Source organism: Agrobacterium pusense (assembly GCF_013285525.1).
Lineage (GTDB): Bacteria > Pseudomonadota > Alphaproteobacteria > Rhizobiales > Rhizobiaceae > Agrobacterium > Agrobacterium pusense.
Genome location: NZ_CP053857.1, coordinates 78208 through 93432, shown reverse-complemented (window position 1 = coordinate 93432; position 15225 = coordinate 78208). Strand labels below are relative to the sequence as shown.

Below are 15225 nucleotides of genomic sequence, written 5' to 3'. Positions count from 1 at the left end.
CGCTTACAGGCATGCGACATCTTGTCAGCGGCCCCGGGTTGGCGTAGTCGAAACCGACAGAAACCCGGGGGCGACCAGCACTACCGTTTGGTGGCGCTGTGTTCGGCTCCATAGACATCATGACGTTGGGATTGCGATGAACCTTTACTTGGATTACCTGGCTGAAATCAAAAGCAGAGAACCACAGGGACTAGCGCCCAAGCCGATCGATGACGGTGCGTTGACCGCCGAAATCATCGAACTGATCAGGGATGCAGGCAGCGAACACCGCGCCGATGCCCTGGAGTTTTTCATCTATAACACATTGCCGGGAACCACGAGCGCCGCCGGTGTGAAGGCTGCGTTTCTGAAGCAGATCATCCTCGGCGACGTCGTCGTCCCTGAGATCACCCCGACCTTCGCGCTGGAACTGCTGTCGCACATGAAGGGCGGCCCGTCGATCAAGGTGCTGCTCGACATCGCGCTCGGCAACGATGTCGCAATCGCCACCAAGGCGGGTGAAGTGCTGAAGACCCAGGTCTTCCTTTACGATGCCGACATGTTCCGCCTGCGGGATGCTTACAAGGCCGGCAACACGATTGCCCGGGACGTGCTCGAAAGCTACGCCAGGGCCGAGTTCTTCACCAAGCTTCCCGATGTCGAGGACGAGATCAAGGTCGTCACCTTCATCGCCGCCGAAGGCGATATTTCGACCGACCTCCTGTCGCCGGGCAATCAGGCGCATTCGCGCTCCGACCGCCAGCTGCACGGCCAGTGTATGATCTCGCCGGAAGCGCAGGCGCAAATCGTCGCGTTGCAGAAGCAGCACCCCGACAAGCGGGTGATGATGATCGCCGAAAAGGGCACGATGGGCGTTGGCTCCTCGCGCATGTCGGGCGTCAATAACGTGGCGCTGTGGACCGGCAAGCAGGCCAGCCCCTACGTGCCCTTCGTCAACTATGCCCCCATCGTTGCGGGCACCAACGGCATTTCGCCGATTTTCGCCACCACCGTCGACGTGACGGGTGGCATTGGCATCAATCTGAAGAACTGGGTGAAGAAGCTTGGCGAAGACGGCAAGCCGATCCTCAACAACGATGGCAACCCGATCCTCGAGCAGAAATATTCGGTCGAAACCGGCACGGTCCTCAAGATCGACGCCAAGAATCGCAAGCTGCGGGACGAAAACGGCACCGAGCTGGTCGATCTCGCTTCGTCCTTCACACCCCAGAAGATGGAATTCATGAAGGCTGGCAGCTCGTACGCCATCGTCTTCGGCAAGAAGCTCCAGACTTTTGCCGCTGAAACGCTTGGCGTCGAGGCGACCCCTGTCTTTGCACCGAACAAGGAAATTTCGATCGAAGGCCAGGGCCTTACCGCCGTCGAGAAGATCTTCAACCGCAACGCCGTTGGCGTGACGCCTGGCAAGGTACTGCACGCCGGCTCCGACGTTCGCGTCAAGGTCAACATCGTCGGTTCGCAGGATACGACCGGCCTGATGACCGCGCAGGAACTGGAAGCGATGGCGGCCACCGTCATTTCGCCGCTGGTGGACGGCGCCTATCAGTCCGGCTGCCATACGGCGTCCGTCTGGGACAAGAAGGCTCAGGCCAACACGCCGAAGCTCATGGCCTTCATGCACAATTTTGGCGTCATCACCGGCCGTGACCCGAAGGGCGTCTATCACTCCATGACGGACGTGATCCACAAGGTGCTGAACGACATCACCGTTGATGACCGGGCAATCATCATCGGCGGCGACAGCCACACCCGCATGTCCAAGGGCGTCGCCTTCGGTGCGGACTCCGGCACCGTCGCTTTGGCGCTCGCCACGGGCGAGGCGACCATGCCGATCCCGCAATCGGTCAAGGTCACATTCAAGGGAACGATGCAGCCCTACATGGACTTCCGCGACGTCGTGCACGCGACGCAGGCGCAGATGCTGCAGCAGCACGGCGACAACGTGTTCCAGGGCCGTATCATCGAAGTCCATCTCGGAACGCTGCTTGCCGACCAGGCTTTCACGTTCACCGACTGGACGGCCGAGATGAAGGCGAAGGCGTCGATCTGCATTTCCGAAGACGAAACGCTGATCGAGTCGCTGGAGATCGCCAAGTCGCGCATCCAGATCATGATCGACAAGGGCATGGACAACGCCGCACAGACGCTTAAAGGCCTGATTGCAAAGGCGGATCAGCGCATTGCGGAAATCCGTTCCGGTGAAGTTCCAGCATTGAAGCCTGACGCGAACGCGAAATATTTCGCTGAAGTCGTCGTCGATCTCGATGTCATCAACGAACCGATGATCGCCGACCCTGACGTCAACAACAACGACGTTTCGAGACGCTACACGCACGATACGATCCGTCCGGTTTCCTATTATGGCGCTACCAAGAAGGTCGATCTCGGCTTCGTCGGCTCGTGCATGGTGCATAAGGGCGACGTGAAGATCGTCGCGCAGATGCTGCGCAACATCGAAAAGACCGAAGGCACGGTCGAATTCAAGGCGCCGCTCGTCGTTGCCGCGCCGACCTACAACATCATCGACGAGCTGAAGGCGGAAGGGGATTGGGAAATCCTCCAGAAATATTCCGGCTTCGAATTCGATGACATCAACCCGAAGACAACGAACCGGACCGAATACGAAAACATCCTCTATCTGGAACGCCCGGGCTGCAACCTGTGCATGGGCAACCAGGAAAAGGCAGCGAAGGGTGACACGGTTCTGGCAACCTCGACGCGTCTCTTCCAAGGCCGTGTCGTTGAAGACAGTGCCGAAAAGAAGGGTGAATCGCTTCTGGCCTCGACCCCGGTCGTGGTGCTGTCCGCCATTCTCGGCCGTACGCCGAGCATCGAGGAGTATCGTTCCGCCGTCGAGGGCATCGATCTGACGAAGTTCGCTCCGCCGAAGACGACGCCGATCGATTCCCAGTCGGTGCATTATTAATCCGCAATACCGCCTGCATCTGGATGCGGGACGGTACGGTGAATGAAAGAGGGGCGGCGGGGAGATATTCCCGCTGCCCTTTTTGTATTGGCCCTTGTCGCTGGCCCGCCGGGCCGTGAGCATTATCAAGACAATAGCCGTTTGCGGCATGCCGAATTGTCAGCACTTGCATGGCAAGGGTAACACTTCGTTTAGTTGTTTTGTGAAATCTAAAATACGCAGGTTCCAAGGTTTTATCGGTGGAGCCGGTAGAACAAGCGGACCCGTCACGACCTGCCCTGCGGTTCGAAAAAGGCACCCGCTTGTCGCCCTATGAGGAGGGGCAACAGCTACCCGCGATGTTTCATCATATGGTTCCCCCGGCCACCCGTGCGGCGGCAGGAGGAGCGCTTGCCTTGAGGCCGTTCATGTCATTCCTGAAGAATACCAAGATAAAAACGAAGGTCGTTTTTGTCATCTCGCTGATGAGCCTGATGTCGCTTTCCGGCATAAGCTATGTCAGCCTGCAATATAAAAGCACCGATAATGTCTATAGTGATTTCATCGGCCACGAGGCCCTTGCTGCGGTGCTGAACGCCAGAACAAGCGGAAATCTCAATGCGCTCGGCATGCAGATGCTTCGCGCCAGCCTCAACGATCCGGCCAGCAGCGATTTCGAAGCGGCCGTAAAGACCTTCAGGGCAGATCGCAAGCAGCTCGAGGAACGCCAGAACAAGATCATGGAACTCGTGCCGGCCCGCACGGACGCCGCGCGGGACATCCTCAAGGGTGTTGTCGAAGTCGAGGAAATCGGCAATCAGGTCATTTCCCTCATGCAGGCAGGACAGCGGGCCGAAGCCCAGCAGATGGCGCTTAACGTCCTGCGGAAAATCACCGAGGTTTCGCCGAAAATCAGTGCGGGTAACGAACAGCTCATCCAGGTCATGAATGAGGGCCGGGAGCGCCTTACCGCAAGCACGAATACGACGATCTGGACGGGTGTTGTCACACTCGCACTCATGTCTCTGGCCGTGATCGCGCTTGGCCTGCTCATCTCGTCCCGCGGCATTACCACGCCGATTGCACGCCTTCGCGCCCGCATGGAAGCGCTGGCGGCGGGGGATACTGCAAGCGAAATCGTCGGCGTGGATCGCAAGGATGAAGTTGGCCAGATGGCCGCCACCGTTCAAGCGTTCCGCGAAAGCGCAGTGGAGCGCCTGCGGCTCGAGGCTGAAACGGACGCGAACCGGTCCATGTCCGAAAAGGATCGGATCGAGCGGGAGAAACAGAAGGCGCAGGAAGCCGCCGACGTTCAGTTTGCGGTCACCAATCTTGCCACCGCGCTTTCGAAGATCGCCGAAGGCGATGTCACTTACCGCATAGCGCAGCCGTTTGTGCCGAGCCTGGACGGTATTCGCGGCGACTTCAACAGGGCCGCGGAACAGCTGCAGTCGACGCTCAACCAGGTGGCGCAGAATGCCCGTGGCATTGATTCCGGCGCAAACGAAATCCGCGCAGCGGCCGACGATCTGGCGAAACGGACGGAGCAGCAGGCTGCGGCGGTAGAGGAGACCGCTGCGGCGCTGGAAGAGATCACCACGACGGTGAAGGATTCGACCAAACGGGCGCAGGAAGCAGGACACCTCGTCAGCCGCGCGAAGATCGGCGCCGAAAGATCCGGAGACGTGGTGCAGAAGGCCGTTGCCGCGATGGAACAGATCGCGACATCCGCGAATGAGATTTCCAATATTATCGGCGTTATCGATGAGATTGCCTTCCAGACCAACCTTCTGGCACTGAATGCCGGGGTGGAGGCTGCCCGTGCGGGCGAGGCGGGCAAGGGCTTCGCCGTTGTTGCGCAGGAGGTTCGCGAACTGGCACAGCGTTCCGCAGGCGCCGCCAAGGAGATCAAGAACCTGATCACGACCTCGAACGGTCAGGTCCAGCAAGGCGTGCAGCTCGTCGGAGAGACCGGCAAGGCGTTGGAACTGATCGTCACGGAAGTGCAGGAGATCAACCGCCACGTGGCGGCGATTGCGGAATCGGCACAGGAACAGTCCTCCGGTCTCCAGCAGATCAATACGGCTGTGAACCAGATGGACCAGGACACCCAGAAGAACGCCGCAATGGTGGAGGAGAGCACCGCGGCGAGCCACGGGCTCGCACGCGAGGCGTCGTCGCTCAACCGGCTGATCGCCCAGTTCAAGCTGTCCGAAGCCGGTTACAGCGAGGCTTCCGCGCCCGTGCGAACCGCTTCGTCGGCCGACAGACCGGCGACCTCACCGGCCCGCGCCCTTGGCGGCCGGATCAGGGCGGCGTTCTCCGGCAACGCGGCACTGAATACGACAACGGATAATTGGGAGGAGTTCTGATACCCACTCTGCCTTCACGCCCTCCATGGCGCTGAAAGCACTATTCCAGACAGGGGCACCGGGGTCGGGTTTTTAGCCTGAGCCCGGTGTTCTGCTTTTCGGGACGGATCAGCCTGCCACTGCGCCGTGGCTATTTGTTGCCATTCGTCGTCATGCTGGTAAGGTTTGCCGCCATTGGGCGGTGCCTGGGAGGGGAAGACATGATCGCAGCCTATATTGATGAATTCATCATGTTCTGCGTCGGCCTCTGGATGACGCTGGTGGGGTTCGGATATCTGTCCCTGTCGAGAAATCCAGCCCACCGGCCACCGGTGGCGCGTCACTTCAAGTGGATGGGCCCCATGCTGCTTATGATCGCGCTCATTCTGGCCATTGCTTCCTGATCCTTGAGGGTTGTCGTGTGGCGGCACTTTGCCTTTGGCTCGTTTTGCGGTAACAGGGAGCCATGATCAAGGCATCGAGTACCACCTGCATCTAGCTCCCGCCGCAGCGCGAGGAGCATCGGACGAGAAGCCGGCCGGCTTTTCGCCTGGTGTCGGCTTGCCGCAAGGCAAGCGAAAGCGAAGACATGCAGTGAGATTACTCAATGGAAAACTATTTCGAAAGCCCGTTCCGGGGCATCACGCTCGACAAGCAGGTAAAGAACCCAAACCTCCTGGTCGGAAAATACAGCTATTATTCCGGCTATTATCACGGCCACAGCTTTGAAGATTGTGCCCGTTATCTGTTACCGGATGACGGCGCGGACAGGCTGGTGGTGGGGAGCTTCTGCTCGATAGGTTCGGGCGCAGCCTTCATCATGGCGGGCAATCAGGGCCATCGCAATGAGTGGATCAGCACCTTTCCCTTCTTCTTCATGCCCGAAGTGCCGGAATTCGAGAATGCCGCAAACGGCTATCTGCCGTCTGGCGACACAGTCATCGGCAATGATGTCTGGATAGGCTCGGAAGCTGTCATCATGCCCGGTATTACCATAGGCGACGGCGCCGTGATTGGAACGCGTGCGCTGGTGACGAAAGATGTCGAACCCTACGCTATCGTCGGTGGCAACCCCGCGAAAATGATCCGCAAGCGGTTCGACGACGACTCGATCGAGCTGCTTCTGGAGATGAAGTGGTGGGATTGGCCGGGGGACCGGCTGAAAGCCGCGATGCCGCTCATGACCAGCGGCAATGTTGCGGAGCTTTACCGGTTCTGGCGGTCGGATAGCGCCCAGCCGTAAACAAACGGCCGGCCCGTCTCATCACGGCGGGCCGAGCCTTTCCGAGGGCCGGACATGTGGGTCAGCGTCGCCGTCAGTAAGCGGTGTAGTCAGCCCGGCATGAACGACCAAGACAGCTCCGTATAATCCTGCAAAGCCATCCTGTTGAGACATCACGCCGGGTTTCATAGTGATCAAGCCGCCGAATGAGGTCGCGCGGTGCGTGATCGTAGACGCCGGAGCCGGACTTCCATCTGTCTCCTGGCCTGAATGTCGCCTCGTCCGACGGCGACCGACATTCCTTCCACCCACGCCGTAATGGCGCCGTCATTGTCTCCCAACCGTGCACGGCATTCGCCGAGTTCTGCCCATGCCGCCGAATAGTCGGGATCCTGCCGGATCGCCTCCTGCAGGTGATACGCGGCATTTTCGAACTGCCCCGCTGCCGCCAGAGCCTTCGCGATTGAAAAGCGCAGAAGGGGACTGTCCCTCCCGTCTTCCAGCATCTTCATGAGTTTTGCTATCATCGTTGTCCCGGAGCAATGGTGAAACACCATGTATCGGTACGATCTCAAGCGCAGTTGAGGTCAAGCGGTATTTGGCGCGCTCATCCGGCATGGGCCCTCATGCGAACACGTCCGATGACGGCGCGCGCCCTCCGTCAGGCTACGTCGCATCTCTCGCCATCGCCGAGTTGAAATGACCACAGCCTGTGGGTTAAAGCACGGATGTCCCTAAAGAATGGAGACGATTCCCCCAGTGTTATGGGTTTGCATGATCCCCGTCGCATTGCCCTCCGTCGAAGCGTTGCTTCTCCTTGCCTTCTTTCTCATCACGACCCTTGTGTGGGGCGTCTGGTCACTATGGCTGTTGGTTCGATACATGGGCGGGCGCTGGAAGCGCCCGATGATCCTGCCTTACGGGCTGGTGGCCGCGGTTGCGCTTTTCACGCTTTTTCGGTTCGTTGAATTTTATCTGGAGATGAGCGCTTACGACAGTGAGAGAGCGATACGTTATCGACCGAAACTTCCGGAACCCGCGCGTCTGGGCGGGATAGATATGCCCAAGGGTACGAAGCTCGAACTCGCCATTGCCGACAACAAGGAGGCCTTCGATAGGGCCGTGTTTCCGCATCCGGTGCGGATCGCGGATATCGATGCCGTGGAGATCGCCCGTTATATCGCGATGAAAACCAATGAGAACTACGAAACGATCGGCTTCACCCCAGGCGACATGCGGATAACCGGTATTGGCGTGACCACGCAGAGCGACTGGCGTTGTGATGCAACGCAGCCGGTGGAGTTCGATCTCATGGCTGATGGCAGCATCTCTGCCTTCAGCAAATGCATTCTCGCCGATGGCAATGTCGTTGACGGTATCAGCCTGCCGAAAGGCACCTCCCTGCGGGCCTCCACCGGCAACGTTTACACCGATGGCTTTGTCGATTCCGACAGATGGGTTCTCGATATACCGACTGGGCAGACCATTCACATCGATGATTTCGATCTTTCAGAGGTAACGCTTGCCTTGAACAGCGAGCGAAAGCTCCACGAAATCAGCAGGGGCACTCTGTCAAAAGATGCCGCTCTTGGAACGCTTCACCATGCCGCTGGAACCAATATTCGTTATAATCGCCGCCATCTTCGCAACGACTATCCAGACGCATGGCTGATAATCCCGCCTCTGCCCGATCCCGGTGCTCCGCCGGTTCCATCGCCGGATATCGTTCAGAGCAGGGATGGCGAGGTTCTTGCAAATTGAGCCTGCGGTGAAGACCTGCAGGGACGACTGACTGTCCCGCCCTGGTCCTACCAGCCGTAACTGAAGGTCAGGCCGCTGCCGTTATTGCCGTCCTGCACGACGTTGGTATCCGTGTTGCGGCCGTACTGAAAAATGCCATAGGCATTGTTGTTGCCGTTCTGCTGCAACGTTGCGGAGTGGCCGACGCCCCGTTGCCGGATAAAGCCGAGATTGCCGCCGCCGTTCTGGGCAATGCCGGCGGCGTTGCCGCGGCCGAGCTGGCGGATGTCGGCATCCTTCAGGCCGCGGTAGAGCGAATAGGCACGGAGGCCCGTCGAAAGCAGGTCGCCATCGGCGGCATTGCCGGGTGCGAGATCGAAGGAGATGCGACCGCCGGCGTGGGCCGGTGCCGGAGAACCAAGAGGCGCGAGGCCCCCGACGAGCAGGGTAACAGTCATGAGTTTCAATATGTTGCGCGTCATTCTGATCTCCATCCGTCAGCGCCTTGCCGATGATCGATAATCGCATTTCGCAACTGAACCTGATCGGAACTGCCCGTTCACACGTCGTTCAGTCGCTCGGCAGGATCAAAAGAAAAGGGCGCCTGAAGCGGCGCCCTTCACGGGTATAATTTACGGGCATGTCTTGGCTTAGTCGCCATCAACCTGCTTTGTGCAGCTGAAGCTCCGGCCATCGATAACCATATCGAGCACCGCCTTATAGCGGGCTCCCTTCGCATCGAGCGTTACCGCGCTGAGCAATTCCGGACGTCCGGATGCGGCATCAAAGTCGCCGCCCTGATTGATCACCGAATGTCCGCCGCTTCCCGATTTTTCGACGTGAAACCCGTAGGTCCCGCCGGCAGTGACATCGGCTCCGGCAAAGGCCTCCAGCTTCACCATGCCCGCCTGCGACGTTGCCCTGATCTCGCAGACGTTTCCAGCCGTCGACTCCCGTGCGGTCGATATGGCCGCAAAGGTGCCGGCGGGAAGCAGTGCCAGCGCAAGGATCGCCGCCAGGCGGCGCTTATGACTGATGCTGTGGGGCATGGCTGGTCTCCCGGATGATCTGATGTTTCGAGCCCGACCGGTTGCACGTCGTGCGGCCGGTCAAGGGCAGGCTTGCACGAAGGCGGCGACATTGTCGTTGCCGCCCTGGCTCACATTGGCGCTGCATCCGCGACCTACCTGGACACCGGCCGCTATGTTGCCGTTGCCGTCCTGCGTGAGGATGGTGGTGTGATTGGAACCGAACTGGCCGATGCCGGCCACGTTGCGGCTGCCGTTCTGATAGGTGGAGCCGTAATTGTCGTGCCCCTCCTGGCCGACAGCCGAGAGGTTATGCCGGCCATATTGATGACCGACAATCCGGTTGTAGCCGCCGTTCTGGTATGTGCGGATCCGGTTGCCGTAACCCTCCTGTGCACCGCCGGCAGAATTGGACCAGCCATATTGTTCGATGCGCACATCATTGGCCATGGCGGGTGCCGCGGCAGCGAGGCCGACGAGAGCGACGAGTGCACTTGCAATGAAAGACTTCCGGATCATGACGTGTCTCCTCAGGCGGATGGACCGCGGTTGAACGTCCCTGTTTTAGAACGTTCCACCGGAACGGAGGCTGAAGGCGTCATTCAGTCGTGGTTCATTGGCCGAAGCCCATAGGCGCCGGCATCGCTGAAACCAGCCTCCACGTTCCTGCGGTATCCTGACGGAACCGGAAACGCCTCTTCAGCGCCATATATCTGTCAGGCCGCCCGAAGCTCCGTGCACAGGATCGGTCTCCGGCTTCGGCAGGGATCTGATCCGCTCAAGCATGTCAGCGCTGGCGGAGGATGTTTGAATATCGGCTTCCTGCCCGGGCGGATAAGCACCCACCACTTGAAAATCCGGGGAGGAGTCCAGTTTCATATGGCCTGTCCCGGCGGGCAGGATCAGGCAGTCACCGCGGGCAACATCGAGAACTTGCCCCTCAGGCCCGCCGATCTGCAAGGTCGCTTCGCCACGTCCGACACCCAGAACCTCGTGTGCCCCGCTGTGGTAATGGTGGTAGTCGAAAACGCCGTTGCGCCAGATGCCGCTCCATCCGTTGCGGGAAAATGTCGCTTCGAAATCCGCGGAATGAAAGTCCGCGCCGACATTGCGGTAAATGATCACGGGAAAGATCTGGTTATTGGGGACCTGTCCGCTGGGGCCGAAGGTCAGTTGCTCGGTTTTCATGGCGATGCTCCTCATGACCGTTTCTACCGCGAACAATGCGGACCGAAATCTGGCGGCGCATTTCAGCCGCCTAGGTCATAATCACTCCGGGGAGCGGGCAGTTCCGCAATGTCTTGACGAAAACAGCGGTTGCGACGGTCTCAAGCCCGGCGAACCGGGCTTGAGACGTTTTCTGGCTGGTTTACTCGGCCGTCGCCTGAATATCGACCTTGTCGAGAAGACCCATCGGATTGTCGGAAGCCGCAACCAGGTCGAAGACCCCGAGGCCATTGACGCCCGTGGATTTGACTGTGACAGTCAGGGTTCCGGGCGTGCTGATGAAGCGCACCAGCGCCTCCACCGCGCCTTGCAGCTTCGGCTGCTCCGCCGCCACCTGCTGCAGCATCACACTCGCCACCAGCGTCAGCGTGCCGCGCACCTGATCCTCGGTCATGTCGTTCCGCAGGGCATAGAGTTTGATCGCCTTGGCCATCAGGCCTTCGTCCTTGACGGTGAGCTTCACCTCACGGCCGGCAAGCCCGAAAAGCGCCGCCTGCGCGCGATTGACGTCGAAGGAGAAGAACTCCTCCGTAAAGCCGCTGACCAGTCCGGCAAGATTGACGCTGCCGAAATCCCTGCTGCTGAGCGAGATGTCGCGGATCACCAGATTGCTGTTCGGCTCGTCCCACCCTGCCGAAAGCCCATAGGAGAAAGCCAGCGTCTCGAGACCCAGCTTGCGGGCCTCCACGAAAACGTCCTCCGTCGCGTCTGCCGGGATCGGAAGTGTGAGGTCATCCTGCCTGATCTCTATATCGGTCGGAATGCCGTTGAAGGGCTTGGTCAGCCCCATCTCGAAATTCTTGAGCGTGAACCTGATGCGCTCCGGCGTGCCGGTGGGTTCTTCCTCCGGCTCTTTCGGCGCGGCAATATCGACGTTGATGCCGCCGACGCGCACCCGGCCAAGTTCCGGTATCAGGCGATTGAACTGAAAGGTCTCGATCTCGGTTTCATCGAGCGCGATGATCTGGGAAATACCCTCGATCGTCGAACTCCAGTCGAAACCCTTGAGGCTTGCTTCCGCCACTTCGATCTTGCCGTCGCCGTCACCGATCGACAGACCGTTCAGACCGAAGTCGAGCTTGCGGCTGTCCATCTGCATGTCGATGCGGTCGATGGCGGCCTTGACCCTTTTGCCGGCCGCTCCCTCTTTTTCATCCGGCGCGTCGGCCTTGAAGCCGATGAGCTGCATGTTGCTCCTGCCGATCATGTCGAGGATGGACACGACCTTGGCAAAAAGCGCCTGGCGTTCCTCCGGCGGAAGCTGGTCGGGATCCTTGGTGACCGTCAGTGCCTTCAGTGTGTCCAGCAGCGGTTCGGATGGCATGCGGGCGGTAAAGCCATCGCTGCGGATCTCGTCGTAGCTGAAACGGCTGTCGCCGTCGGAAAATGAAACCGTCTTGACGGAAAGCGGCCCATAGAGAGGTTTTGCCTCCTTGTCGTCAGGGCCGGCCTTTTCCGTATAGAGCCGGGCGAGATAAGCGACGTCGATGTCCTGACCGGCGATCACGCCGGTCGACACCGCCACATGCTTGTCCTCAATCGCGCCGTCGCTGTCGGGAAGCCGCATCTTGATGTCGTAGCTGCCCTTGTCGATCGAATACCGGGCGATACGGCCACCGGCGATCTCGGAGAGGACCAGGTTGCTGTAAACCGTCTTCTGCTCGGTGGTCGCGACCGACTGGCTCAACGTCAGCTCGGGCGTGGAGATGCGCGTCGCCGCGAAGCGCTCGATGCGGCGGGGCAGGGAGCCGCCGTTTCCTTCCGCCTGTGCGGACTTCTCGAACGCCGCATTCTCGATGCGGGCATGCGCCATGGAAAGCTTGCCGGTGGGCACATCCACGTCGATGTTGCTCATGTCCAGCGCGCCGTCCAGAAAGGGCAGCTTCGGACGACCGTCAATGGCGGCAATGCGAAGGTTCTTGCCATCTTCGAGAGGCAGCGTCAGATCGCGAACATGAATTTTTCCGAGGAAATCGACTTCCACGGAACCGGCAGTCGCGCCGGTGCGCGCAACCAGTTCCTTCACCTTCGCCTCGTAGAAGGTCTTGCCGCCGATGACACCTGCGGCCGCAACGGCGATAATTGCCACTGCCGCCCATAGCGCCCTGCGCCGACCCTTGCCGGTATGGCTGTTTTCCTGTTCCACGACGTTGGTCCTCTCTCACATACTGATCATATTGCGCGCCTTTTAAGCACGCAAAAGTTGCTTAGCAAGAGGTGATCGACGCCTGTGAAGGCTCCCCCACATCCAGACCGTCAACGCCATGCCGGCCACCACAGGTACGGCGCCAGCGCAAGCGTCGTGCGAAGGGGCAGACGCGGCCTCACCGGCAATCAGCTTTGGGTGGGCAGGGCCTGGAATCCGCCGCGTCACGCGCCATTGATGATATTGCAGATACCCTCGCGGATCACGTTCTTGTCCGCAATCTGCCCTGCCTGAATGTTGAAGACGGCGTCGATCCGCACAGCCGCACCCTTTTGCCGGGCCACCACCCGCAACGTCTGAATTCTGCCGCTGCCGCTGGTCTCCTGGTGCGCATCGATGGACGACAGCGCCTTGTTGATCTGGATGCCCGAAAAACCTTCCGCCGCCACGGCCTGGGCGAGCTTCTGAAGCACGGCCGGCGCCTTTGCCTTCGGCAGCTCCTGCCAGGACTTGTAGGAAACAGCCGTCACCATCGGCACACCGGAGACGGTGAAGTTCTTCTCGCAGGAAGCCGCGAAAACGGGGCTCGAGAAGGTGATCAGGCCAAGAGCCGCTATGAGGTATTTCATTTCGAACAATCCAATCGTTGGTGAAGGCTGACGACAACCGGCCGTGTCAGAAGGTTGACCGTTTGCCTCTGTAGGTGGAGGGCGGCGGCAGAGCCTCATGGGCCTGCGCAAGCGTTTCGAGCCATGTGGCCAGCCCTTCGGGAACCTCTTCATTGCCCGCCTCAAGCGCCTCGATCCAGGACAGTTCGCATTGCAGCGCGGAGGCGATGTTGATCGGCGTCCAGCGAATGACCCGCAGGCATTGGTTAAAGCGTTCTGGCGACATGATGATTTGATTTTTCCCCGTCTTTTTCCCGCCGAAGCTCACCCACCGGGCGGCGGGAGTCAATTGCTTTTTTGCAACTCTCGATGGCTTGTTTCACTTCCCGACCCGGATTTGCCGGATGATAAACTTAGCTGATTGGCTAAGTTTCTACTTGTGCCGCAATGGTGGAACATGATAGTTAGCGATATGGCTAAGCATCATCCAGAGCTTTCACTCATCTTCCAGGCCCTTGCCGATCCCACACGGCGGGCAATTCTCGCTCGCCTCGGCAGCGGGCCGGCGCAGGTTACCGCATTGTCCGCTCCCACGGGTCTGCGCTTGCCCACGGTCATGCGCCACCTCGCCGTGCTTGAGGAGGCGGGGCTCATCGCCACATCCAAGGATGGGCGCGTGCGCACCTGCGCAATAGTACCTGAAGCGCTGGAGCCGGTGAGAACTTGGCTCGATGAACAACGGGCCGTGTGGGAGAGCCGGCTTGACCGGCTGGAGGCATTTGCAGTTCACGCCATGAAGGAGGAGGAACAATGACAACGAAACCCGGTCAACAAAGCGCACACGCTGAACCGCCACAAGACCGTTTTGCAACGCTCACCTTCGAACGGGAAATTGCCGTTCCGCTATCGGCTCTGTGGCAGGTCTGGCTGTCACCCGCCGCCCGCGCGGTGTGGGCCTCTCCCTCACCCTCGGTGACAGTGGAATTCCTGGAGGCGGACAGCAGGCTGGGCGGTCGCGAAGTGTCGCTCTGCAAGGTCGCCGGCCAGCCGGATATTCGCTGTGAATGCGGCTGGCTGGAGCTTCAGCCAAGCCGCCGCAGCGTGAATTACGAGGTGGTCTCATCCAGCGGCATAACCCAGTCGGCAGCGCTGGTGACTGCCGATTTTCAGGCGACGGAAGAGCGCAGCCGTTTGACCGTAACGGTGCAGCTTTCCTCGCTGGCCGAGGATATGCGCGATGGCTATCAACAGGGTTTCAGCGCCGGTCTCAACAATCTGGCCAGCGTGGCCGGGCGAACCATGGTGCTGGAGCGAACGATAAAGGTGCCGCGAAACATCGTCTGGAAAGCCTGGATGAACGAAAAGACGCTGCCGCAATGGTGGGGCCCGGAAGGCTTTTCCTGCCGCACGAAGAGGATTGACCTGCGAACCGGCGGTGAATGGGTCTTTGACATGATCGGCCCTGACGGCACAATCTTCCCGAACCATCATCGTTATGTCGAGGTCCGCCCCGAAGAGCGGCTCGCCTATACGTTGCTGTGGGGCGAAAACGGCCCAAAACATGCCGATGCCTGGGCCTCTTTCGAAGATCAGGATGGCGCGACGAAAGTTGTGCTGGGCATGGTGTTCAGCACGGAAGCCGAGTTCCAGCAAGCGAAGGGTTTCGGCGCCGTGGAGCTGGGTCAGCAAACGCTAGGCAAATTGGAACGCTTCGCCAAGGCACTATAGATGTGCCGGGCCGACAGCTCCATGCGCGGCTGTCTCGATACCGGCCTCCTGTCCAGAGCGGCAACTACTCTTCAAAGCCGCTCTGAGCTTGCTAGATCGTCCTGCAGGTCCCGCCTTAACGAGCAGCGAAAACGCGCACCTTTGTTTGCTTATTTTACAAAAGGGGTTCAACGGACTGTCGGGCAGCGGATGCATTTGCCAGCGTGACATCTGGTCCGCAAGCTCTCACGAAACGCGGCTGTACTAAGTTTTTACACTGGGCCGACAGTT

The 15225-nt window shown here is 59.7% G+C and carries 15 protein-coding genes; 7 read left to right on the top strand and 8 right to left on the bottom strand.

Going from position 1 to position 15225, the window contains the following annotated elements; genetic code table 11:
- Positions 1 to 136: 136 nt before the first annotated feature.
- The 4 genes from HQN82_RS14045 to catB all read left to right on the top strand — a co-directional run bounded on the left by HQN82_RS14045 (position 137) and on the right by catB (position 6499).
- Entirely contained in the window at positions 137 to 2926 is a 2790-nt protein-coding gene (locus HQN82_RS14045) for a bifunctional aconitate hydratase 2/2-methylisocitrate dehydratase (RefSeq protein ID WP_173615085.1), read from the top strand.
- A 407-nt stretch (positions 2927 to 3333) separates the two neighbouring features.
- On the top strand, positions 3334 to 5277 hold the full coding sequence (locus tag HQN82_RS14040; protein ID WP_173615084.1) for a methyl-accepting chemotaxis protein: 1944 nt from the start codon (positions 3334 to 3336) through the stop codon (positions 5275 to 5277).
- Between the two features lie 200 nt (positions 5278 to 5477).
- On the top strand, positions 5478 to 5660 hold the full coding sequence (locus HQN82_RS14035) for a hypothetical protein (protein ID WP_004444862.1): 183 nt from the start codon (positions 5478 to 5480) through the stop codon (positions 5658 to 5660).
- Positions 5661 to 5863: 203 nt separating this feature from the next.
- Positions 5864 to 6499 carry a type B chloramphenicol O-acetyltransferase gene (gene catB / locus HQN82_RS14030; RefSeq protein ID WP_022562597.1) on the top strand — a complete coding sequence of 212 codons (636 nt, stop codon included), beginning with the start codon at positions 5864 to 5866 and terminating at the stop codon, positions 6497 to 6499.
- A gap of 173 nt (positions 6500 to 6672) precedes the next feature.
- Here the strand turns inward: catB and HQN82_RS14025 are convergent, their stop codons facing one another.
- Complete coding sequence (locus tag HQN82_RS14025) at positions 6673 to 7005, bottom strand: tetratricopeptide repeat protein (protein ID WP_173615083.1); 333 nt, start codon at positions 7003 to 7005, stop codon at positions 6673 to 6675.
- A 247-nt stretch (positions 7006 to 7252) separates the two neighbouring features.
- Here HQN82_RS14025 and HQN82_RS14020 point away from each other — a divergent pair, with 247 nt between their 5' ends.
- Complete coding sequence (locus HQN82_RS14020) at positions 7253 to 8239, top strand: hypothetical protein (RefSeq protein ID WP_173615082.1); 987 nt, start codon at positions 7253 to 7255, stop codon at positions 8237 to 8239.
- 47 nt (positions 8240 to 8286) lie between these two features.
- On the opposite strand, the gene HQN82_RS14015 is transcribed toward HQN82_RS14020, so the two are convergent.
- The 7 genes from HQN82_RS14015 to HQN82_RS13985 all read right to left on the bottom strand — a co-directional run bounded on the left by HQN82_RS14015 (position 8287) and on the right by HQN82_RS13985 (position 13513).
- Entirely contained in the window at positions 8287 to 8700 is a 414-nt protein-coding gene (locus HQN82_RS14015) for a curlin (RefSeq protein WP_034496519.1), read from the bottom strand.
- A 168-nt stretch (positions 8701 to 8868) separates the two neighbouring features.
- Positions 8869 to 9267 (bottom strand): curli-like amyloid fiber formation chaperone CsgH, encoded by a 399-nt coding sequence (gene csgH / locus HQN82_RS14010; protein ID WP_173615081.1) that lies wholly within the window; start codon positions 9265 to 9267, stop codon positions 8869 to 8871.
- A gap of 60 nt (positions 9268 to 9327) precedes the next feature.
- Positions 9328 to 9765: a curlin gene (locus tag HQN82_RS14005; protein ID WP_006700628.1), complete on the bottom strand. Its 438-nt coding sequence runs from the start codon at positions 9763 to 9765 to the stop codon at positions 9328 to 9330.
- Positions 9766 to 9945: 180 nt separating this feature from the next.
- The gene (locus HQN82_RS14000; protein WP_173615986.1) at positions 9946 to 10434 is read right to left on the bottom strand and encodes a cupin; all 489 of its coding nucleotides are present in this window, start codon (positions 10432 to 10434) and stop codon (positions 9946 to 9948) included.
- Between the two features lie 181 nt (positions 10435 to 10615).
- A complete protein-coding gene (locus HQN82_RS13995; protein WP_173615080.1) occupies positions 10616 to 12619 on the bottom strand; it encodes a hypothetical protein in 2004 nt (667 codons plus the stop codon).
- Positions 12620 to 12843: 224 nt separating this feature from the next.
- Positions 12844 to 13248 carry a hypothetical protein gene (locus HQN82_RS13990; RefSeq protein WP_004444843.1) on the bottom strand — a complete coding sequence of 135 codons (405 nt, stop codon included), beginning with the start codon at positions 13246 to 13248 and terminating at the stop codon, positions 12844 to 12846.
- A gap of 46 nt (positions 13249 to 13294) precedes the next feature.
- Positions 13295 to 13513 (bottom strand): hypothetical protein, encoded by a 219-nt coding sequence (locus HQN82_RS13985; RefSeq protein ID WP_004444840.1) that lies wholly within the window; start codon positions 13511 to 13513, stop codon positions 13295 to 13297.
- 186 nt (positions 13514 to 13699) lie between these two features.
- Here HQN82_RS13985 and HQN82_RS13980 point away from each other — a divergent pair, with 186 nt between their 5' ends.
- Positions 13700 to 14041: an ArsR/SmtB family transcription factor gene (locus HQN82_RS13980; RefSeq protein ID WP_006700642.1), complete on the top strand. Its 342-nt coding sequence runs from the start codon at positions 13700 to 13702 to the stop codon at positions 14039 to 14041.
- A complete protein-coding gene (locus HQN82_RS13975; protein WP_173615079.1) occupies positions 14038 to 14955 on the top strand; it encodes an SRPBCC family protein in 918 nt (305 codons plus the stop codon). The genes HQN82_RS13980 and HQN82_RS13975 overlap by 4 nt, the downstream gene beginning before the upstream one ends.
- Positions 14956 to 15225 lie beyond the last annotated feature (270 nt).